This is a genomic window from Parafrankia sp. EAN1pec (genome assembly GCF_000018005.1).
GTDB lineage: Bacteria > Actinomycetota > Actinomycetes > Frankiales > Frankiaceae > Parafrankia > Parafrankia soli.
This window is the reverse complement of record NC_009921.1, coordinates 6,158,527-6,178,820: the sequence shown is the minus strand read 5'-3', so window position 1 is coordinate 6,178,820 and position 20,294 is coordinate 6,158,527. Positions and strand designations below refer to the sequence as shown.

Sequence of the window (20,294 nt, the reverse complement as noted above, 5' to 3'; positions counted from 1 at the left end):
CACAGCCGCGCCCGCGCGGGTCATGCCGGCGCGGGGCGGCCGTGCGGGGTCACGACTGCTCGGTGAACCTGGCCGTCAGATGGTCGGGAACCGGCTCGTAACCGAGGGGGCGGCGGCTGAAGACGCCCGTCCCGTGGCTCACGGAGCGTAGGTCGACGGCGTAGCGGGTCATCTCCGCTGCGGGGATCTCCGCGTGGATGGCGGTGCGCGCCGGGACCTCCGGGCCGCCGTTGCCGACCGGCGCCATCCCCACGACCCGGCCGCGCCGCGCGGAGACGTCGCTCATCACCGCGCCGACGTGCTCGTCGGGCACGGTGACGTGCACCTCCAGGACGGGTTCGAGCAGCACCACGCCGGCCGCGCGCGCGGCCTCCCGCAGCGCCAGGCCGCCGGCCGCCTGGAAGGCCATGTCGGACGAGTCGACGCTGTGCGCCTTCCCGTCGACCAGGCGCACCCGCAGGTCGACGGCGGGGAACCCGGCCTCCAACCCCCGCTCCAGCTGGGCCCGCACTCCCTTCTCCACCGAGGGAATGAACTGGCGGGGGACCGCGCCGCCGACGACCTCGTCCACGAACTCGAAGCCGCTGCCGGCGGGCAGCGGCTCGACCTTGAGGCGGCAGATCGCGTACTGCCCGTGGCCGCCCGACTGCTTCACCAGCCGCCCGACGCCCTCGGCCGGCCCGCGCAGCGTCTCCCGCATGGGAACCCGCAGCGGGATCTTCTCGAGGGTGACGCCGAACCGCTCCCGCAGGCGGTCCAGGACGACGTCGCAGTGGGCCTCGCCCATGGACCACAGGACGAGCTGGCCGGTCTCGGCGTCCTGAGTGACGGTCAGGGTGGGGTCCTCGGCGCAGACGCGGCCCAGCGCCGCGGACAGCTTGCTCTCGTCGGAGCGGGCCGGGGCGCGCACGGCTACGGGCAGCAGCGGCTCCGGCATCGTCCAGGCGGGCAGGTGGCGCGGGTCCGCCGGGTCGGAGAGGGTGTCCCCGGTCTCGGCGGTGGACAGCCGGGTGATGACGCAGATCCCGCCGGCGGCGCATTCGTCGACCGAGTGCAGCGCGATGCCGACGGCCTGCGAGAGCGCCCCGACCCGCTCGTCGTCGTCGTGGTCGGGATGTCCGGCGGCCGCCCGTCCGTGGCCTGAGACGTGTACGGCCGCGTCGGGGCGCAGGATGCCGGAGAAGACCCGGACGAGGGACATCCGGCCGATGTACGGGTCGGTGGTGGTGCGGACGATCTCGGCGACCAGGGGTCCGGCCGGGTCGCCGACCGCCGGTGGGCACGGTGAGCCGTCCGGGCGGGTGAGGCTGGGCAGCGGGTGCTCGCGCGGGGACGGGAAGGCGTGCGCGAACAGGTCGAGCAGCTCCACGGTGCCCAGGCCGGGCGGCACGCCACGCGCTCCGGCCGCGGCGCGCGACGGTACCGCGAGCGGCAGGACGGGGTAGAACGACCCGCGCGCCACCGCGGTCTCCAGGTCGTCGAGCAGCATCTTGGGGTCGAGTTCCTCGCCGCCGAGGTACCGCTCGAGCAGGCTCTCGTCCTCGCTCTCGGCGATGATCCCCTCGACCAGGGCGCCGCGCGCCGCCCCCGCGGCGCCGGTCAGCTCGGCCGGGGGCTCCTGCTCGCGGCGGGTCCCGGCCGAGTACTCGATCACCCGTCCGGTGAGCAGGGCGACGAGCCGGGACGGCTCCGCGCCGCCGGGTTCGGGCAGGTAGGCGGGCAGGACTCCGGCGCCGAAAGTCTCCTGGCAGGCGAGCAGGGTCGCGTCGAAGTCGGCCCGGGGATGGTCCAGCCGGGTGATGGCGATCGCGCGGGGCATGCCGACCGCCGCGCACTCCTCCCAGAGCATCCTGGTCGACCCGTCGATGCCCTCGAGGGCGCTGATGACGAACAGGGCGGCGTCCGCCGCGCGCAGGCCCGCTCGCAGCTCCCCGACGAAGTCCGGGTATCCGGGGGTGTCCAGCAGGTTCACGGCCAGGCCACGGTGGCGCAACGAAGCCAGGACGAGCGAGATGCTCCGCTGGGCCGGTTCTCCGCCGGGGGATGCGCCCGCGCCGCCCCCGGCGGCACCCACCCCGGGCGCGCCCCCGTCGGCCCCGGCCCCGGCGCGGGCCTGGCCGCCGGTGCCTCTGCCGTTGCCGTTGGCGTTGGCGCGGCCGTTGCCACCCTTCCCGCCGTTGCCGTTGCCGTTGCCGTTGCCGTTGCCGTTGCCGGCGGCTGGCATGGTGGTGGCGGGCTGCCCGTCGAGGAACTCGGCCACCTGGAGGAGATGCCGCAGCAGGGTCGTCTTGCCGGCACCGGTGTGCCCGACGAGGACCACATTGCGTACATCGCGCGGAGTTGCTGACATTCCGGCCTCCCAACAGGGTGCGGCGGAGCCGGTGCGCCGGCGCGACTCCGCCGGCGCGGATCCGCCTGGCTCGCGGTGCCCGCGGCCGGCCGAGGGGCCGTACCCCGCGGGCGTCCTGTGTTCTGCGTGGCAGGTCCTGCGCGCCGTGTCTGTCATGTGTCCGCCGCGGGCACTGGTATGTACCCCGAAGAGTCCTCCGATGTGACGTGGGGAACAACCCCAGCTCCGACCGTGATCGGATATGAGCGGATCGTGACGGCGGTACTGTGAGACCGCCCCAACCCGGGCGGTACGCCAGAGACGACGGGACGGACATGCTCGCAAGCAAGGCGCGACCCCAGATCCAGAAGGTGCTCGATCCGTTGAGCCAGTGGGCCGCGCGCTCGTCGGTGTCACCCGACATGGTGACGGTGATCGGCACGATCGGGGTGGCCGGCGGGGCCCTCGGCTTCTTCACCCGCGGAGTGTTCTTCGTCGGAACGCTCGTCATCACCCTGTTCGTCTTCTCGGACCTGGTGGACGGGGTGATCGCCCGGGCCCGCGGCATCTCCTCCAAGTGGGGCGCGTTCCTGGACTCGACCTCCGACCGGGTCGGCGACGGCGCGATCTTCGGGTCACTGGTGATCTGGTACGCGGGCGACGGCGACTCGCTGCCGCTGGCGGGCGCCGCCCTGCTCTGCCTGGTCGCCGGCTCCGTGACCTCGTATGTCAAGGCCCGCGCCGAGGGCCTGGGGTTCAGCTGTGACGTCGGGTTCGCCGAGCGCGGCGAGCGTCTGCTGATCCTGCTCGTGGCCGCCGGCCTGTACGGCCTGGGCGTGCCCTACCTGCTGCCCGCGGCGCTGTGGTTCCTGGTCGGGGCGACCCTGCTCACCGTGAGCCAGCGGGTGGTGCACGTGCACCGCCAGTTCGTCCGGTCCGGGCGGCCCACGCTCGCCCCGCCGGCCGGCTCGCCGGCACCCGACCCGGCTGCCGAGCAGCCCGGCTCGCCGGGCGGCGACCCGTCCGGTGCCGCGTCGGTCATGAGCGCGGGCGGCGGCATGGACGGCGCGCCCACCCCGGCCGGGGCGGGCGGCGCGCAGCAGCCGGCGGTGCCGGCACAGCAGCCGGCCGTGCTGGCACCGCAGCCGCAGCCGCCGGTGCCCGCGGTGCCGCGGGTCGCTCCGGGCCACTGACCGCGCGAATCGGAACCGACCGTCGATGACGTCCGCGGGGCGGGTGACGCTGCTCGGCTACGTGCTGGGGTGGCGTCTCGTCCGGCTGCTGCCCGAGCGCGTCGCCGCCTGGTGTTTCGCCCGCGCCGCGGATCTCGCCCACTGCCGTGGCGGGCGCGGGACGGCGCGGCTGCGCGCCAACCTGGCCCGGGTCGTGCCGCCGGGCACCGACCTCGACGCGCTGACCCGGTCCGCGCTGCGCTCCTACGCGCGGTACTGGATGGAGGTCTTCCGTCTCCAGGACATGCCGACCCGCCGGCTGGTCGGTGCCATGCGGGTGCTCGACGAGGACCGGCTGCGCCGCGCGCACGCGACCGGCCGGGGCGTCATCCTGGCCCTGCCGCACATGGGGAACTGGGAGCAGGCCGGGGCGTGGCTGGTGGCCACCGGCATCCCGTTCACGACGGTGGCCGAGCGGCTGCGCCCCGAGGAGCTCTTCGAGCGGTTCGTCCGGTTCCGCACCGCGCTCGGCATGGAGGTCATCCCGCTGACCGGCGGCACGCAACCGCCGTCGGACCTGCTGGCCGAGCGGCTGCGCGCCGGCGGCGCCCTGTGCCTGCTGGCGGACCGCGACCTCAGCTCCGCCGGGGTCGCCGTCACCTTCTTCGGGGCGACGGCGACCATGCCGCCGGGGCCGGCCGCGCTCGCGCTGCGCACAGGGGCGGTCCTGCTGCCGGTCACGCTGTGGTTCGACGACGACGGCTGGAGCGCGCGGATCCATCCCGAGGTCGAGCACACCGACATCCCGGCCATGACCCAGCGGCTCGCGGACGAGTTCGCCTCCGGCATCGCCGCCCATCCGTCCGACTGGCACATGCTCCAGCGGATCTGGCCCGACCGGTCATGAGGAGCAGCCGGCGGTGAGAATCGGACTCGCCTGCCCCTACACCTGGGACGTGCCCGGGGGCGTCCAGGCGCACGTGCGTGACCTCGCCGAGACGTTGCTCGACGCCGGGCACGAGGTCTCGGTGATCACCCCGGTGGACGACGAGTCCACGCTGCCGGCGTACGCCGTGGACGCCGGCCGCGCGGTGCCGGTGCCCTACAACGGCTCGGTGGCCCGGCTGCTCATGGGGCCGGTCTCGGCCGCCCGGGTGCGTCGGTGGCTGCGCGAGCACGACTTCGACGTGCTGCACGCGCACGAGCCGACCGCGCCCAGCGTCAGCCTGCTGGCCTGCATGCTCGCGGACGGTCCGCTGGTGGCGACCTTCCACACCGCCAACCCCAGGTCAAGGATCCTCACCGCGGGGCACCGCGCGCTGCAGCCGTCGCTGGAGAAGCTGCGGGCGCGGATCGCGGTCTCCGAGGCGGCGCGGCGCACGCTCGTGGAGCACCTCGGCACCGGCGCGATCCTCATCCCGAACGGAGTGGCCGTGCGGGCCTTCGAGGGCGCCCGCCCGCTGCCCGGCTACGGCACCGCGCCGACGGTGGCGTTCCTCGGCCGGATCGACGAGCCGCGCAAGGGCCTGGACGTGCTGATGGCGGCGTTCCCGATGCTCGTCGAGAAGGTGCCGGACGTCCGCCTGCTGGTCGCGGGCCCCGGCGACACCGAGGCGGTGCGCGCGCGCATCGACCCCGCGCTGCTCGGCCGGGTCGATCTGGTCGGGCTCGTCCCGGAGGCCGACAAGGCCGCGGTGTTCGCCTCCGGCAGCGTGTACTGTGCCCCGAACACAGGGCAGGAGAGCTTCGGGATCGTGCTGCTCGAGGCGATGGCGGCCGGGACGCCGGTCGTCGCGAGCGACATCGACGCGTTCCGGCGGGTGCTCGATAATGGGCGGGCCGGGCGGTTGTTCGGGGTGGGGGAACCGGCGGAGCTGGCGGCGAACCTGGCCGAGCTGATCGAGGACCCGGCCGAGCGAGCCCGGCTGGCCGAGCGCGGCCGCGCCGTCGTCGCCCGGTACGACTGGCGGGTGATCGCCCAGAGCATCGTCGGCGTGTACGAGATGGTCTCCGGCGACCGCCCGGTGTCGGTCGCCGCCCCCGAGGAGAGCTGAGCCGGCCGGGCGGTATCCCGCGGCGGCCGGACTGCGGCGCCGGCCGGTATCCCGTGCCTGGCGATATCCCGCGCCGGCCGATATCACCGACCGGCCGTGACCTGTCCACCGGGGTTGACTACGCTGCGCGAGATGACAGCCGTGGTGGTCGTGGTGGTGGCCGTAGTGGTGATCGCCACCTACCTGACCTGGCTGGCGAGTCGACTCGACCGGCTGGCCGGCCGGGTCGACGCGGCGCGCGCCGGCCTCGTGGTCCAGCTCATGGCCCGGGCCGACGCGGCGCACGAGCTCGCCCGCCGCCGTGACCTCGCCGAGCTCGCCGACATGGCCGAGCGTGCCCGGGCCGGCCATGTCGCCCTGCTCGCCGGCGCCGGTCTGGGCACCACCGCGGAGGACGCGGAGAACGCGCTGAGCCGGGCGCTGCGCGCCCCGGCCGTCGTCGCCGTGGGGCAGCGCGCCCCGGAGGAGGTACTCGCCGTCGACTCGGCGGCGGCCCGGGTGGCCCTGGCCCGCCAGTTCCACAACGACGCGGTCGGCGACGTCCGCTCGCTCGCCGGCCGGCGCCTGGTGCGGGTCCTGCACCTGTCAGGGCGCCGGCCGCTGCCTGCCTACTTCGAGATCGACGACGCGCTGCCCGCCCGGGAGGAGGACCCCCCGCCCCGTTCGGACGACCCGGCAGGGATCCCCGGAGCCTGAGCGCTCGCGTTGCGCGTCGTCCCCTGCTGGTCCGGCACGGCGCTCTGGTCGGGCTGCCCCGCGCCCGCGCTGGGCACCGGCCCGAGACACAGGACGAAGTCAGGCCCCGGCCCGGTCTGCGTGTAGCTCGCGGTCGTCTCCGTCCAGAGGTCGCACCGGGCGTCGGAGTCGCCGTCCATCCTGGTCAGGACGACGTACTGGGCCTGCGGTGACGCGCAGTCGACGATCGAGATCCGCTGGCCGTCCCGGCGGACGCAGTCGCCGGAGCGGGCCCCCGCCTCACTCGGGTCGCTCGTCGCGATCGCCGCCACGACCAGCGCGAGCACGAGGAGCGGGACCAGCAGGCCGAGGGCCTCGGGCCCGCGGAACAGCGGGCGTCCCGGCCGCAGCGGCGGGGCGAGGGCGGGCCCTGGCGGGGGCAGCTTGCCGATCTTCGAGTGCTCGGTGAAGTTCAGCAGCAGGATCACCGGGGTGATGAACAGCGACGCGATGCCCCACCAGCCCTGCCAGAGCGTTCGCGCGTTCATGGCGCGCAGCGTCGCGGTGCCGCAGGTGCGGCAGAACGGTCCGTGCTCGGCGCGGAACCGCATGAAAATGATGAAGCCCTGGTGCCCGCGGATCGTCGCGGGCACGGCCGGGGCCGCACCGCAGATCCGGCACCGCGTCCCCCCGGGCCATCCGGCGGGCCCCGGCCGCGCCCACGGCTGGGGCCCCGCGGGCCCCGGCGCGGCGTAGGGCCCGCCCGGCGCCGCGTACGGCCCGGCTGGCGGAGGTCCGGTCGGCGGCGGGGGGCCGGGGAAGGGCGGCGGGCCACCACCCGGCCGGCCCGGATACGGCCCGCTGGGCGCCGGCCCAGGGTAGGGCCTGGCGACGGGCGGGGGCCCGTAGCCGCCGGGCGCGCCGCCACCCCACGGCGGCTGTCCAGGAGCAGGTTGCCCAGGTCCAGACTGCGGGCCGGGCGGTCCACCGCCGTAGGGACTTGTCATGACTCTCCTGGAAGGTTCTGCGTCGTGGCACGGCAGGATACTGCGCTGGTCACCGGGCGGATATCGGTACGGACACCCGGTGTGCCCTCCGGTGCGCCGCCTGATGCGGGGCCCCGGTGTGGAGATCGCCACCGTCGGTGGTGATCTCCACGATGCCGAAGATGGGGTAGGGCATGCGCGTCTCGGCCGTACCATGGAGCCGAATCCATGTCCGTCCGGGTCCGTCCGGCCCGGAACGACCACCGAACAGCCTGGTCCCCGCGTGGCCGTGCCGGTCGGCCGGTCACCGGTCTCCCGGCCTCCGGCCGGGGCTCCCCGCACCGGGCCGCCGCCGTCGGTGCGCCGGCGCGGTGCCGCCGGAGCTCCGGCGGCGCCCGAACCGGCGGCGGACGCCACCGTCGGGCCGCCACCACCGGACGGGTCGGCACCACCGGACGGCTCAGCACCACTGGACGACGGGGTACCGCCGGCGGGTCCGCACCACCGCGGATCCCGTCCGAAGATCCCGTCCGAAGATCCCGTCCGAAGAACCTGTCCGAACTACCCGAAAGAGACGCCACATGATGTCCGACGGCCTGACCGCCCCCGCCCCCGCCCCGGGCGCTTCGCCATCCGGCCCCGTCGCGCCGGCGGACGGCGCGGAGCGGCACGCCGGCACCGCCCGGGTCAAGCGCGGCATGGCGGAGATGCTCAAGGGCGGCGTCATCATGGACGTCGTCACCCCCGAACAGGCCCGCATCGCCGAGGAGGCGGGCGCCGTCGCGGTCATGGCGCTGGAGCGGGTGCCCGCGGACATCCGGGCGCAGGGCGGCGTGGCGCGGATGAGCGACCCCGACATGATCTCCGGGATCATCGAGGCGGTCTCGATCCCGGTCATGGCCAAGGCCCGCATCGGGCACTTCGTCGAGGCGCAGATCATCCAGGCGCTGGGTGTGGACTACGTCGACGAGTCCGAGGTCCTCACCCCGGCGGACCCGAACCACCACATCGACAAGTGGGGCTTCACGGTTCCCTTCGTCTGCGGAGCGACGAACCTGGGCGAGGCGCTGCGGCGGATCTCCGAGGGTGCCGCGATGATCCGCTCGAAGGGCGAGGCGGGTACCGGCGAGGTCTCCAACGCCGTGGTGCACATGCGTACGATCCGGTCGGAGATCGCGCGGCTGTCGGGGCTGCCGTCCGAGGAGCTCTACGCCGCGGCCAAGGAGCTGCGTGCGCCGGTGGAGCTCGTCACCGAGGTCGCGCGGCTGGGTCGGCTGCCGGTCGTGCTGTTCACCGCGGGCGGCATCGCCACCCCGGCCGACGCGGCGCTGATGATGCAGCTCGGCGCGGACGGCGTGTTCGTCGGCTCCGGCATCTTCAAGTCCGGCGACCCGGCGCGGCGCGCCCGGGCGATCGTCGAGGCCACGACCATGTACAACGACCCCGGCGTGCTGGCGAAGGTGTCGCGCGGCCTCGGTGAGGCCATGGTCGGCATCAACGTCGGCGAGCTCCCGCCCGAGGCGCGCTTCGCCGCCCGCGGCTGGTGAGCGCCCCACGGATCGGCGTCCTGGCGCTGCAGGGCGATGTGCGCGAGCACGTCCGCGCCCTGCGCGAGGCCGGAGCCGACGCCGGTGAGGTGCGCCGGGCCGGTGAGCTCGCCGAGCTGGACGGCCTGGTCCTGCCCGGTGGCGAGTCCACTACGATCGGGCGGTTGCTGCGCGTGTTCGACCTGCTCGAACCGCTGCGGGCCGCCGTGGCCGGTGGTCTGCCGGTGTTCGGCTCGTGCGCGGGCATGATCCTGCTCGCGCAGGATGTGATCGACGGCCGCCCGGGCCAGCCGCTCATCGGTGGGCTCGACGTGGTCGTCCGGCGCAACGCCTTCGGCCGCCAGGTGGAGTCGTTCGAGACCGACCTGGTGGTGGACGGCGTCGACGGGCCGGCGGTGCACGCCGTCTTCATCCGGGCACCGTGGGTAGAAAAGGCGGGGGACGGCGTCGAGGTACTGGCCCGGGTCGCCGACCGGCCGGTCGCGGTCCGGCAGGGGCCGCTGCTGGCCACGTCGTTCCATCCTGAACTGACGGGGGACATCCGGGTGCACCGGCTGTTCGTGGAGATCGTCCGATCCGAGCTCGGGCTCAAGAGGGGCAGGTCATGAGCGGTCACTCCAAGTGGGCGACCACCAAGCACAAGAAGGCGGTCGTCGACGCCCGCCGGGGCAAGCTGTTCGCCAAGCTGGTCAAGACCGTCGAAGTCGCGGCCAAGACGGGCGGCGGCGACCCGGCCGGCAACCCGACACTGGCGGACGCGATCGCCAAGGCGAAGTCCCAGTCGGTGCCGAACGACAACATCGAACGGGCGATCAAGCGTGGCTCCGGCGAGCTCGCCGGCGGGGTGAGCTACGAGTCGGTCACCTACGAGGCCTACGGGCCGAACGGGGTCGCCGTGCTCGTCGAGTGCCTCACCGACAACCGCAACCGGGCCGCCTCCGACGTCCGGGTCGCGATCACCCGCAACGGCGGCACCCCCGCCGACCCGGGCTCGGTGTCGTACCTGTTCAACCGCAAGGGCGTCGTCCTGATCGACAAGACGCCCACCCTCACCGAGGACGACATCCTCCTGGCCGTGCTGGACGCCGGGGCGGAGGAGGTCAACGACGTCGGGGAGGCGTTCGAGGTCGTCTCCGAGGCCACCGACCTGCACGCCGTGCGGGTGGCGGCGGCGGAGGCCGACCTGACGGTCGCCTCGGCGGACATCTCCTGGCTGCCCTCGGTGAGCGTCCCGCTCGACGCGGAGCCGGCCCGGAAGGTCCTCAAGCTGGTCGAGGCGCTCGAGGATCTCGACGACGTCCAGAACGTCTGGTTCAACGCGGACATCTCCGACGACGTGATGGAGCTCGTCTCCAGCTGAGCCCGCGCCGTCCGGGTACTGCCGGGCGGCCGCCTGTTCGGCGTGTCGTGGATGTCGGTGTTGCCCCGGCCACTAGGATCGAACGGATGTTCGTGAGTGTGGTCGGGAGGGCTCGGTGCGTGTTCTCGGAGTCGACCCGGGGCTGACCCGCTGCGGCCTCGGGGTGGTCGACGGCGGCCCCGGCCGCCGGGCCAGCCTGGTCGAGGTCGGCGTGGTGCGCACGCCCGCCTCGGACGAGGTGGCCGACCGGCTGCGGGCCGTCTCCGAGGGCGTGGACGAGTGGCTGGACCGGGTCCGCCCGGACGCGGTCGCGGTCGAGAAGGTTTTCAGCCAGGCCAACGTGCGCACGGTGATGGGCACCGCGCAGGCCGGCGCGGTGGCCATCGTCGCCGCGGCCCGGCGCGGGCTGCCGATCGGTCTGTACACGCCGAGCGAGGTCAAGGCCGCCGTCACCGGCAGCGGGCGCGCGGACAAGGCCCAGGTGGGGTTCATGGTGACGAAGCTGCTGGATCTTCCGGAGGCGCCGCGCCCGGCGGATGCCGCCGACGCGCTCGCCCTGGCCCTGTGCCACCTGTGGCGCGGGCCGGCACTGGCCCGGATGCGCGCCGCGACCCCCGCGCGGAGCCCGGGCGTGCCGGGTGGCCGGCGATGATCGCGTCGGTCAGCGGCACGGTGGAGGTGCTCTCGCCCGGCTCGGCGGTCGTCGACGTCGGTGGCGTCGGCGTCCTGGTGTGGTGTACGCCGTCGACGCTGGCCCGGCTGCGGGTCGGCGAGCGCGCGCGGTTGGCGACGACCCTCGTCGTCCGGGAGACCGAGCTGACGCTGTACGGGTTCCGCGACGCCGACGAGCGAGACGTCTTCGAGATCCTGCAGGGCGCGGCCGGGGTGGGGCCCAGGCTCGCCCAGGCCGTCCTCGGCGTGCACAGTCCGGACGTCATCCGCCGGGCTGTCGCGGAGGAGGACCTGGCCACGCTCACCAAGGTGCCGGGCATCGGCCGCAAGAGCGCCCAGCGCATCGTGCTCGACCTGCGGGACAGGCTCGGCCCGCCGTCCTCCCCGGTCCCGCCGCAGCGCGCCGCGGCGCCGCCGCCGGCCGCCGCGGATCCGCGTCTCGGCGCCGCGGGCGAGCAGGTCCGGGACGCGCTGGTCGGCCTCGGTTACTCCGCGAAGGAGGCGCTGGACGCGGTGGTCGCGGCTCGGACGGCGCTGCACGGCCCCGGCGACGGCGCGGCCGTGACCGGCGGCGCGGCGGGTGGCGACGGTGACGGCGCGGCGGGTGACGGCGCGGCGGGCGGCGCGGACCCCGCCGGTCCGGTCGACCCCGCGGCGCTGCTGCGGGCGAGCCTCGCCGTGCTGCGGCCGCGATGACGCCCCGGATGACGACGCCCCGGATGTCGCCGTGAGCGGCGAGGGCCTGGTCTCGGCGGCGGCGGCCCCCGAGGAGCAGGCGTTCGAGGCCGGCCTGCGCCCGAAGAACCTGGACGAGTTCGTCGGCCAGCGCAAGGTGCGGGAGCAGCTTTCGATCATGCTCGAGGGGGCGCGCGGCCGCGGCCGCCCGCCTGACCACGTGCTCCTGTCCGGTCCACCCGGGCTGGGTAAGACGAGCCTGGCGATGATCATTGCCGAGGAGCTCGGCGTGCCGCTGCGGATGACCAGCGGCCCGGCGATCGAGCGGGCCGGTGACCTGGTGGCGATCCTGACCGCGCTCACGCCCGGCGAGGTGCTCTTCCTCGACGAGATCCACCGCATCGCCCGTCCCGCCGAGGAGCTGCTGTACGCGGCGATGGAGGACTTCCGCGTCGACGTGGTCCTCGGCAAGGGCCCGGGCGCGACGGCGATCCCGCTCGACCTGGCGCCGTTCACGCTGGTCGGCGCCACGACCCGCTCCGGCCTGCTGACCGGCCCGCTGCGGGACAGGTTCGGCTTCACCGCCCACATGGACTTCTACGACGCCGCCGAACTTGCGCTGGTGCTGACGCGCTCGGCCCGGCTGCTCGGTGTCCAGCTGACCGAGGGCGGCGCGGCCGAGGTGGCGGGCCGCTCCAGGGGCACCCCGCGGATCGCGAACCGGCTGCTGCGCCGGGTCCGCGACTACGCGGAGGTTCGTGCCGACGGTGTGGTCTCCCGCGAGGTGGCCCGCGCCGCCCTGCGGATCTACGACGTGGACGCTCTCGGCCTGGACCGGCTCGACCGGGCGGTGCTCGACGCGCTGGTCCGCCGGTTCGGCGGCGGGCCGGTGGGGCTGAGCACCCTTGCCGTGGCGGTGGGCGAGGAGGCCGACACGGTCGAGGACGTCTCGGAACCGTTCCTGCTCCGGGCCGGCCTGCTGATCCGCACGGCCCGGGGGAGGGTGGCGACCCCGGCCGCGTTCACCCACCTGGGCCTCGAGCCTCAGTCGGACCAACTCGGCAGGTCACAGGCACCGGCGGCCCTGTTCGGGGAGGACCTGCCGGCGTCCTGAACCGCCATCCGGGTGGGTCGGCCGGTGCCTTCGGGGAACACACCACCGGCCTGCCCGCTGTGGGTGTGGCGCGGATACGTACGATCAGCCGCGACACCCAGGAGGGCGGGACGTGCAGGTATTCGCGGCCGTGACGAGTGCGGCGGACAACAGTGGCGGCAGCTCCATCAGCGGGCTGATCTTTCCAATACTGATCGTCCTTCTGATCGTCTACTTCTTCTCGACCCAGCGCCGCCGTGCGCGTGCGCAGCAGCAGCAGCTTTCCCAGATCGTCCCCGGCACGCTGGTCCTGACCACCGCCGGCCTCTACGCGACCGTCGTTGAGATGGACGGCGCCGACGTCCTGCTGGAGATCGCGCCGGACGTTGTCTGCCGGTTCGGCCGCAGCGCGATCGCCCGGGTGATCAGCACGCCCGGCCAGGACGGCGACACGGACGCCGAGGCGGACGAGGACACCGACGGCCATCCGGACACCGACGGTCACCCGGACACCGACGGTCACCCGGACACGGACGGACCCGGCCCGGACGCGACCGGGAAGTCCCCCGGTGGCGACTCCGGCACCGGTGCCGGCGGAGCGACCGGTAGCGGGGCCGGCCGCGGTGCCGAGAGCACGGACGACGCCGCGCGGCCGCCGCGCAAGGAACTGTAGGGCGGCGCCGTGGCTGTAGGGCGTTTCGCGCCCCTTGCGCCCGGTTCAGGGGGCGCGCGGGCGGCCGCTAGGGGTCTGTGGTGCGGCCGTGGTGCCTGCCGTCGCTGACCGTCACGCGCCTGTCGGCAGCCGGTGGTGTCACAGCCGGGCCGTCGGAACGTACCCTCGGTGACACTCGTTCGGAATCGTTGAGCGCCGCCGGGATCGGTGACGGTGTGTGAGGAAGGGACTTGGCGTTGGCACGTCGCTCGGCACGAGCCTCCGGAGGCGTCTCCGTCGGCGCCCGGCTCGGAGTACTCGGTGCTCTGCTCGCCGTCCTCTACGGCCTGATGGCCGTCACCGGGATCTGGACGCCCAAGCTCGGCCTGGACCTCCAGGGCGGGACAAGCGTCATCCTCACCCCGCGTTCGATCACCGGCGGATCGGTCGACAACGGGGCTCTCAACAAGGCCGTGGACATCATCCGTGAGCGGGTGGACGGCCTCGGCGTGGCCGAGGCCGAGGTCCGCCGCGCGGGTGACACCATCGAGATCTCCGTGCCGGGCCGCGGCCGCAACGACGTCGTCGACCTGGTGGGCCAGACCGCTGAGTTGCGCTTCCGCGAGGTCTACCAGGCCGACGTCGCGCAGTCGGCTCCCGCGCCGGCCGCGACACCCGCCCCGGGCACGACGCCGACGCCAGGTGCGACGCCGGCGCCGGGCGCCACACCCGCTCCGGCCGACATCGCGCCGGCGCCGACAGCCACCGCGCCCGCCTCGCAGCGGCCCGCCGCGCTCGGGCCCGCCCCGGGCATCGGCGAGCAGCCCGGCCTGGTGGCCCAGCCCGCCAGCTTCACGAGCGGGTCCGGGAGCTCCGGGCCCCGCATCGAGCTCGCGGCCGCGACCAACCAGTCCGCCTCGCCCGCGCCGGCCACCGCTCCCACGGCCAGTGCGCCCGCCGCCACACAGCCGGCCGCGACCGACCCGGCCGCGACCAGTCCGGCCGTGACCGATCCGAACGCGGCGGTCGACCCGAACGCGGCGGTAGACCCGAACGCGCCGACGCCGCCCGCCGACGTCGCGGACAAGTTCGCCAACCTCACCTGCTCGGCCACCGGCGTGCGGAGCACCTCGGTGAGCCTGGACCGCCCCGAGGACTGGATCGCCGCCTGCGACCGCAACGGGACGACCAAGTACCTGCTCCAGCCCGCGGCCCTCGTCGGTACCGACGTGTCCACCGCCTCGGCGGGCCTGCTCAGCAGCGGTGGCGGAAGCACGAGCGTCACCACCGGCCAGTGGGTCGTCAACGTCGACTTCACCGGCTCCGGCCAGACCAAGTTCACGAACCTGACCGAGAAGACGATCGGCAAGCAGGTCGCGATCGTGCTCGACGGCATCGTCCAGTCGGCGCCGCAGACGAACGAGCGGATCGCCGGCTCGGCGCAGATCTCGGGGAGCTTCTCCCAGTCCGACGCCGAGGACCTCGCGAACGTCCTGCGCTTCGGCGCGCTGCCGCTGGCCTTCGAGCGCTCGCAGGCCGAGTCGGTCTCCCCGACCCTGGGCCGCGAGTCACTGCACGGCGGGCTGCTGGCCGGCGCCATCGGGCTCGGCCTGGTGATCATCTACTCGTTCCTGTACTACCGAGCGCTGGGCATCGTCGTGATCGCCTCGCTGGGGGTCAGTGCGGCGCTCATCTACGCCTCGGTCGTCCTGCTCGGCGACGCGATCGGGTTCACCCTGACGCTCGCCGGCATCGCCGGACTGATCGTGTCGATCGGTGTGACAGCCGACTCGTTCGTCGTCTACTTCGAACGGATCAAGGACGAGGTCCGGGCCGGCCGCAGCGTGCGGACCTCCGTCGAACGGGCCTGGCCGGCGGCCCGGCGCACCATGCTGTCCGCGGACACCGTGTCCTTCCTTGCCGCGGCGGTGCTCTACGTCCTGTCGGTCGGGTCGGTCCGGGGCTTCGCCTTCACCCTCGGTCTGTCGACGCTCATCGACGTCCTGATCATGTTCATCTTCACCCGTCCGCTGGTCACCGCGCTGGTCCGGCGGCCGTTGTTCAGTACCAGCCGTTTCTCCGGCCTGATGGTGCTGTCGACCGGCGGTGCCGCCGCGGCGGACCGGCCGCGACTGACCCGGCGCGCGGACGCGAGCGCTCCCGGCGCCGAGGACGGCGGCCCACGGGCCGCCGGTGACCTTGACCCGCCGGATCCAGGACCCCGGCTCGAGAAGCCGGGCACGGGGCCGCGGGTGGCGGGCCGGCGCACGGCCGGGCAGAGGCGGGAGCACTGACATGTCGTTGATAGGTCGGCTCTACCGCAGCGAGTTCAGCGTCGACTTCGTCGGCCGTCGCCGTGTCTGGTACATCGTGTCCGGCGTGCTGATCACGATCTGTGCCCTCAGCATGATCTTCCGGGGATTCTCCCTCGGTATCGAGTTCTCCGGCGGCGCCGTCTTCCAGTTCCCGTCGAACGGCGGGACGGTCGAGCAGGTCGACAGCCTTCTGAGCAAGAACGGGATCGACGCGTCCGACAGCGTCGTCCAGCAGCTCGAGACGTCCCGCCAGTTCCGGGTGCAGACGCCCACGCTGACCGACCAGCAGACCGAGGCGCTGCAGAAGGACTTCGCGACGCGCTTCAAGGTCACCAACCCGGACGAGAACATCGCCGTCTCGACCGTCGGGTCGTCCTGGGGATCGACGATCACGAGCAAGGCGATCCAGGGCCTGATCGTGTTCCTCGTCCTGGTGATGATCTATCTGTCGATCCGGTTCGAGTGGAAGATGGCGGCTGCGGCGATGGCCGCGCTCATCCATGACCTCATCGTCACGATGGGTGTCTACTCGCTCGTCGGCTTCGAGGTCACCCCGTCCACGGTCATCGCCGTCCTGACCATCCTCGGCTTCTCGCTGTATGACACGGTGGTCGTCTTCGACCGGGTCCGCGAGAACACGGCGGGGATGGCGACGTCCTCGCGGCGCACCTACGCCGAGGCGACCAACGACGCGCTCAACGAGACACTGGTCCGCTCGCTGAACACGTCCCTGATCGCGCTCATCCCGGTGGCCTCGCTGCTGTTCGTCGGCGCCGGCCTGCTGGGCGCCGGCACGCTCAAGGACCTCGCCCTCGCCCAGTTCGTCGGCATCGCCTCGGGCACCTACTCCTCGCTGTTCTTCGCCACCCCGCTGCTGGTCGACCTCAAGCGCGGTGAGCCGGCGGTGAAGGCACTCGACGCCCGGGTGCTGCGGGCGCGGGCGAGCGCCGCCCGCGCGGCCAAGACGACCGAGCCCGGGGGTGGCGGCCGGCCGGCGGCGCGCCGCGGCGTGGATCCGGAGACAGCCGTCCCACTGGCCGACCCGGACTCAGACCGGCGCGACGACGGCCGGGACCCGGCGGACACTGTCGGCATCGCCACCGGGATGCGCGCGGCTCCGGCCGGGGCCGCCAGCGGCGCGGCCGGGCGTGGTGGCATGCCATCGGCCCAGCGCCGCGCCCCGAACCGCAAACCGTCCCAGCGCGGCCGCCCGAGCGGCAAGAAGCGACGCTAGGGGCGCACCCGCCGCGACGGAGTAACAGAGGCAGAACCACGATCGACAGAACCACGACCGGCACGACATCGGCGCGAACCGCCGCCCGCGGGGCGGCGACAACGAAGATCGGAGAGGTCACCACGATGACAAGCGTCGACAGCCAGCCGGACCTGAGCGCGGCCGAGGCCGTGCTGGGCGCCCACGTGCGCGACGTCATGGACTTCCCCAAGCCGGGAGTCGTCTTCAAGGACATCACCCCGCTGCTCTCGACTCCGGCCGCCTTCGGAGTGGTCGTCGGTGCGCTGGCGGACCTCGCCCGCGGGCTGGGCGCCACCACGATCGCCGGCATCGAGGCGCGTGGCTTCCTGCTGGCCGCCCCGGTCGCCGACCGGGTCGGCGCCGGCATCGTCCCGATCCGCAAGCAGGGCAAGCTGCCCGGCCGGACCCGCAGCGAGGCGTACGCGCTGGAGTACGGGACGGCCGTCCTGGAGATCCATGAGGACGCCGTCCCGACGGGTGAGCGGGTCCTGATCGTCGACGACGTGCTCGCTACCGGCGGCACCGCGGCGGCCGCGCACACCCTGCTGCGCGGGTGCGGCGCCGACGTGGTGGGGCTGGCGGTGCTGATGGAGCTGACCTTCCTCTCCGGGCGCGACCGGACCGGCACGCTCGACGTCACCTCGATCATGAAGATCTGACCGTGTCCGGTGCGTCGCCCGTGTCCGGTCACGGTTCGTGACCGGCGCTCGGCATTGACGCGACCGGCCTGCCCGCCGGCCTCCGGCGCGCCCCTGGCCGGGCGGGGTTGCGGAAGGCCCGGCGCCGCCGCAGCGTTAACCTCGACGTCAGGAGCCCTTCGCACATCCGTGCCACGGCTGAAGTGCTAAGCAGGAGCGGCCTGTGCCTGAGGCGCCGCCGGTGACCACCGGATCCGTGCCGACGGCCGCGTCATCCGCCGGGGATACGCGGCCGGTCCAGGCTGCCCTGTCCGCGACCGACCGCACGCCGTCCACCGCGGACCGTGCGCCGCTCGCAGCCGACCGCACGCCGTCCACCGCCGACCGCACGCCGCTCGCGGGCGGCCAGCTCCCGCGCACCGGGCCGTCGTCCGCCGCGCACGGCGGCCGTGACGGCGCCGAGGGCGGGTCGGCGTCCTCGCCCGTCCCGGACGCCCCCGGAGAGGACGCCGAGAGCGGCTCGCCGGTGGTGCCGCGGCTGGGGCACGAGTCGCCTCCGCTGCCTCGCCGGGTCCGCCGCTTCTCCCGGCTGGGGGCGCACCGCGCCACGCCGCCCTCGTCGCTGGATCCGGTGCTGCGGGGGCTGGTCGCGAACCACCCGCGGATGGACATCGGGCCGGTGCAGCGGGCGTTCGAGGTGGCCGACGCGGCCCACGCCGGGCAGGTCCGTTTCTCCGGGCACCCGTACATCACCCATCCGATCGCGGTCGCCAGCATCCTGGCCGATCTCGGCATGGACATCCCGACGCTGTGCGCCGCGCTGCTGCACGACACCCTGGAGGAGACCGACCTCCCGCCGGAGACGATCGAGGCCGAGTTCGGCCCGCAGGTGCTGCAGATCGTCGACGCCGTCAGCAAGCTCAACCGGGTCAAGGTCGGCGAGGCCGCGCAGACCGAGACCATCCGCCGGATGGTCGTCGCCATGGCGCGCGACCCGCGGGCCCTGGTGGTCAAGCTCGCTGACCGCCTGCACAACATGCGGACGCTGCGCTTCCTGCCCGAACACAAGCAGGAGCGCAAGGCGCGCGAGACGCTGGAGATCTACGCGCCGCTGGCCCACCGCCTCGGGATGAACTCCCTCAAGTGGGAGCTGGAGGACCTGGCCTTCGCGGCGCTGTTCCCCAAGCGCTACGACGAGATCGTCCGCCTTGTGGCCGACCGGGCACCCAGCCGCGACGTCTACCTCACCGAGACGTCCACGCAGGTGCAGACGCAGCTGGCCGAGGCGCGGATCAAGGCCGTGGTGACCGGCCGGCCGAAGCACTACTACTCGATCTACCAGAAGATGGTCGTCCGCGGCCGGTCCTTCGAGGACATCTACGACCTCGTCGGCATCCGGGTGCTGGTCGACTCGGTGCGGGACTGCTACGCGGCGCTGGGCACCGTCCACGCGAACTGGAAGCCGATCCCGGGCCGGTTCAAGGACTACATCGCGATGCCCAAGTACAACATGTACCAGTCGCTGCACACGACGGTCATCGGGCCCGAGGGCAAGCCGGTCGAGCTGCAGATCCGCACACACTCGATGCACAACCGCGCCGAGTACGGCATCGCGGCGCACTGGAAGTACAAGGAGGACGGCTCCGGCGCGGGCTCCCGGTCCGGCGGTTCCCGCTCGTCGGGCTCGTCGGCGTCGCGGCGGGCTGCCGCGAACAGCGGCGCCGGGGGCACCGACCCGAACCTGCGCAACTGGCTGCGCCAGATCCTGGACTGGCAGCGCGAGACGGCCGACCCGGGGGAGTTCCTCGACAGCCTGCGCTTCGACATGGCCGACGACGAGGTCTTCGTCTTCACGCCGAAGGGCGACGTCATCCCGCTGCCGGTCGGGTCGACGCCGATCGACTTCGCCTACGCCGTACACACCGACATCGGCCACCAGTGCGTCGGCGCCCGGGTCAACGGCCGGCTCGCGGCGCTCGACACCGCGCTGGAGAACGGCGACACGGTCGAGGTCTTCACCTCGCGGGCCCACTCGGCCGGCCCGAGCGAGGACTGGCTGACCTTCGTCCACTCGTCCCGCGCCCGGACGAAGATCCGCCAGTGGCACGCCCGGGAGCGCCGCGAGGACGCGATCGTCGCCGGCCGGGACGCGATCGGCCGGGCGATGCGCCGCCACGGCCTCCCGCTGGCCCGCCTGATGACCGGCGACGCGCTGCTGACCCTGGCGAAGGACATGCGCTACGCCGACGTCGCGGCGCTGTACGCGGCGGTCGGAGAGAAGAACATCAGCGCGCAGGCGGTGGTGAACCGGCTGCTACAGGGGCTCGGCGGTCCCGAGGGCGCCGAGGAGGACGCGGCCGAGATCGAGCTGCCGATCCGGGCCCTGCGCCGGGCCACCGGTGACGCCGGCGTGCTCGTCACCGGTTCCCCGGACGTGTGGGCCAAGCTGGCCCGCTGCTGCACGCCGATGCCCGGCGACGCCATCGCCGGCTTCGTCACCCGGGGCAAGGGCGTGTCGGTGCACCGCGCCGACTGCGTCAACCTCGCCGGCCTGCGGGGCGGCCCGCACGACCGGACGGTCGAGGTGGAGTGGGCGCCGTCATCGGGCTCGGTCTTCCTGGTAGTGATCCAGGTGGAGGCGCTGGACCGGACCCGACTGCTCTCCGATGTGACCAGGGTGCTGTCCGACCACCACGTCAACATCCTCTCCGCGTCGGTCACCACGACGCGCGAGCAGGTGGCGGTCAGCCGGTTCACCTTCGAGATGGGCGACGCCAAGCATCTCGGTCACATCCTCGACGCCGTCAGATCCACCGACGGTGTGTACGACTGTTTCCGAGTCACCTCGGACGCACAGAGCTGACTGCGAGG

17 protein-coding genes are annotated in these 20,294 nt (G+C 73.7%); 15 read left to right on the top strand and 2 right to left on the bottom strand.

Translation table 11 applies throughout. The annotated features are described in order from the left end of the window. Positions 1–49 precede the first annotated feature (49 nt). Positions 50–2,350: an elongation factor G-like protein EF-G2 gene (locus FRANEAN1_RS25295; protein ID WP_041254794.1), complete on the bottom strand. Its 2,301-nt coding sequence runs from the start codon at positions 2,348–2,350 to the stop codon at positions 50–52. Positions 2,351–2,664: 314 nt separating this feature from the next. Between FRANEAN1_RS25295 and pgsA the strand changes: the two genes are divergently transcribed. The 4 genes from pgsA (at position 2,665) to FRANEAN1_RS25275 (ending at position 6,251) form a co-directional block, all read left to right on the top strand. Further along, the gene (pgsA, locus tag FRANEAN1_RS25290) at positions 2,665–3,522 is read left to right on the top strand and encodes a phosphatidylinositol phosphate synthase (protein ID WP_041254793.1); all 858 of its coding nucleotides are present in this window, start codon (positions 2,665–2,667) and stop codon (positions 3,520–3,522) included. Between the two features lie 25 nt (positions 3,523–3,547). After that, the gene (locus FRANEAN1_RS25285) at positions 3,548–4,408 is read left to right on the top strand and encodes a phosphatidylinositol mannoside acyltransferase (protein WP_020462626.1); all 861 of its coding nucleotides are present in this window, start codon (positions 3,548–3,550) and stop codon (positions 4,406–4,408) included. Positions 4,409–4,421: 13 nt separating this feature from the next. After that, positions 4,422–5,555 carry a glycosyltransferase family 4 protein gene (locus FRANEAN1_RS25280; protein ID WP_020462625.1) on the top strand — a complete coding sequence of 378 codons (1,134 nt, stop codon included), beginning with the start codon at positions 4,422–4,424 and terminating at the stop codon, positions 5,553–5,555. 132 nt (positions 5,556–5,687) lie between these two features. Continuing rightward, on the top strand, positions 5,688–6,251 hold the full coding sequence (locus FRANEAN1_RS25275; protein WP_041254792.1) for a hypothetical protein: 564 nt from the start codon (positions 5,688–5,690) through the stop codon (positions 6,249–6,251). Here FRANEAN1_RS25275 and FRANEAN1_RS25270 read toward each other — a convergent pair. Continuing rightward, entirely contained in the window at positions 6,164–6,883 is a 720-nt protein-coding gene (locus FRANEAN1_RS25270; RefSeq protein ID WP_049795756.1) for a hypothetical protein, read from the bottom strand. The genes FRANEAN1_RS25275 and FRANEAN1_RS25270 overlap by 88 nt on opposite strands. A gap of 914 nt (positions 6,884–7,797) precedes the next feature. Here FRANEAN1_RS25270 and pdxS point away from each other — a divergent pair. The 11 genes from pdxS to FRANEAN1_RS25215 all read left to right on the top strand — a co-directional run bounded on the left by pdxS (position 7,798) and on the right by FRANEAN1_RS25215 (position 20,286). Then, positions 7,798–8,763 (top strand): pyridoxal 5'-phosphate synthase lyase subunit PdxS, encoded by a 966-nt coding sequence (pdxS, locus tag FRANEAN1_RS25265; RefSeq protein WP_020462622.1) that lies wholly within the window; start codon positions 7,798–7,800, stop codon positions 8,761–8,763. Further along, the gene (gene pdxT, locus FRANEAN1_RS25260) at positions 8,760–9,371 is read left to right on the top strand and encodes a pyridoxal 5'-phosphate synthase glutaminase subunit PdxT (protein WP_020462621.1); all 612 of its coding nucleotides are present in this window, start codon (positions 8,760–8,762) and stop codon (positions 9,369–9,371) included. The genes pdxS and pdxT overlap by 4 nt, the downstream gene beginning before the upstream one ends. Beyond that, complete coding sequence (locus FRANEAN1_RS25255) at positions 9,368–10,123, top strand: YebC/PmpR family DNA-binding transcriptional regulator (protein ID WP_020462620.1); 756 nt, start codon at positions 9,368–9,370, stop codon at positions 10,121–10,123. Before pdxT ends, FRANEAN1_RS25255 begins: the two co-directional genes overlap by 4 nt. Positions 10,124–10,238: 115 nt before the next feature. Next, a complete protein-coding gene (gene ruvC, locus FRANEAN1_RS25250; RefSeq protein ID WP_020462619.1) occupies positions 10,239–10,775 on the top strand; it encodes a crossover junction endodeoxyribonuclease RuvC in 537 nt (178 codons plus the stop codon). Continuing rightward, positions 10,772–11,491 (top strand): Holliday junction branch migration protein RuvA, encoded by a 720-nt coding sequence (gene ruvA / locus FRANEAN1_RS25245; protein ID WP_020462618.1) that lies wholly within the window; start codon positions 10,772–10,774, stop codon positions 11,489–11,491. Before ruvC ends, ruvA begins: the two co-directional genes overlap by 4 nt. Before the next feature lie 31 nt (positions 11,492–11,522). Further along, the gene (gene ruvB / locus FRANEAN1_RS25240) at positions 11,523–12,584 is read left to right on the top strand and encodes a Holliday junction branch migration DNA helicase RuvB (protein ID WP_020462617.1); all 1,062 of its coding nucleotides are present in this window, start codon (positions 11,523–11,525) and stop codon (positions 12,582–12,584) included. Between the two features lie 112 nt (positions 12,585–12,696). Further along, positions 12,697–13,236, top strand: a complete 540-nt coding sequence (gene yajC, locus FRANEAN1_RS25235; RefSeq protein ID WP_020462616.1) for a preprotein translocase subunit YajC — start codon at positions 12,697–12,699, stop codon at positions 13,234–13,236. A 236-nt stretch (positions 13,237–13,472) separates the two neighbouring features. Further along, positions 13,473–15,509, top strand: coding sequence for a protein translocase subunit SecD (gene secD, locus FRANEAN1_RS25230; RefSeq protein ID WP_041254791.1), 2,037 nt, complete (start codon positions 13,473–13,475; stop codon positions 15,507–15,509). A gap of 1 nt (position 15,510) precedes the next feature. Further along, complete coding sequence (gene secF, locus FRANEAN1_RS25225; protein WP_020462614.1) at positions 15,511–16,764, top strand: protein translocase subunit SecF; 1,254 nt, start codon at positions 15,511–15,513, stop codon at positions 16,762–16,764. Between the two features lie 125 nt (positions 16,765–16,889). Then, positions 16,890–17,444 carry an adenine phosphoribosyltransferase gene (locus tag FRANEAN1_RS25220; RefSeq protein WP_020462613.1) on the top strand — a complete coding sequence of 185 codons (555 nt, stop codon included), beginning with the start codon at positions 16,890–16,892 and terminating at the stop codon, positions 17,442–17,444. 202 nt (positions 17,445–17,646) lie between these two features. Further along, entirely contained in the window at positions 17,647–20,286 is a 2,640-nt protein-coding gene (locus FRANEAN1_RS25215) for a bifunctional (p)ppGpp synthetase/guanosine-3',5'-bis(diphosphate) 3'-pyrophosphohydrolase (RefSeq protein WP_020462612.1), read from the top strand. Positions 20,287–20,294 lie beyond the last annotated feature (8 nt).

What these genes read in the sequence shown, in the direction of transcription:
- FRANEAN1_RS25285 (WP_020462626.1), top strand. Translation starts at nt 3,548, where the DNA reads ATGACGTCCGCGGGGCGGGTGACGCTGCTCGGCTACGTGCTGGGGTGG.
- FRANEAN1_RS25295 (WP_041254794.1), bottom strand. Translation starts at nt 2,350, where the DNA reads ATGTCAGCAACTCCGCGCGATGTACGCAATGTGGTCCTCGTCGGGCAC.
- pdxS (WP_020462622.1), top strand. Translation starts at nt 7,798, where the DNA reads ATGATGTCCGACGGCCTGACCGCCCCCGCCCCCGCCCCGGGCGCTTCG.
- FRANEAN1_RS25275 (WP_041254792.1), top strand. Translation starts at nt 5,688, where the DNA reads ATGACAGCCGTGGTGGTCGTGGTGGTGGCCGTAGTGGTGATCGCCACC.
- ruvA (WP_020462618.1), top strand. Translation starts at nt 10,772, where the DNA reads ATGATCGCGTCGGTCAGCGGCACGGTGGAGGTGCTCTCGCCCGGCTCG.
- FRANEAN1_RS25220 (WP_020462613.1), top strand. Translation starts at nt 16,890, where the DNA reads ATGACAAGCGTCGACAGCCAGCCGGACCTGAGCGCGGCCGAGGCCGTG.
- FRANEAN1_RS25255 (WP_020462620.1), top strand. Translation starts at nt 9,368, where the DNA reads ATGAGCGGTCACTCCAAGTGGGCGACCACCAAGCACAAGAAGGCGGTC.
- pgsA (WP_041254793.1), top strand. Translation starts at nt 2,665, where the DNA reads ATGCTCGCAAGCAAGGCGCGACCCCAGATCCAGAAGGTGCTCGATCCG.
- secF (WP_020462614.1), top strand. Translation starts at nt 15,511, where the DNA reads ATGTCGTTGATAGGTCGGCTCTACCGCAGCGAGTTCAGCGTCGACTTC.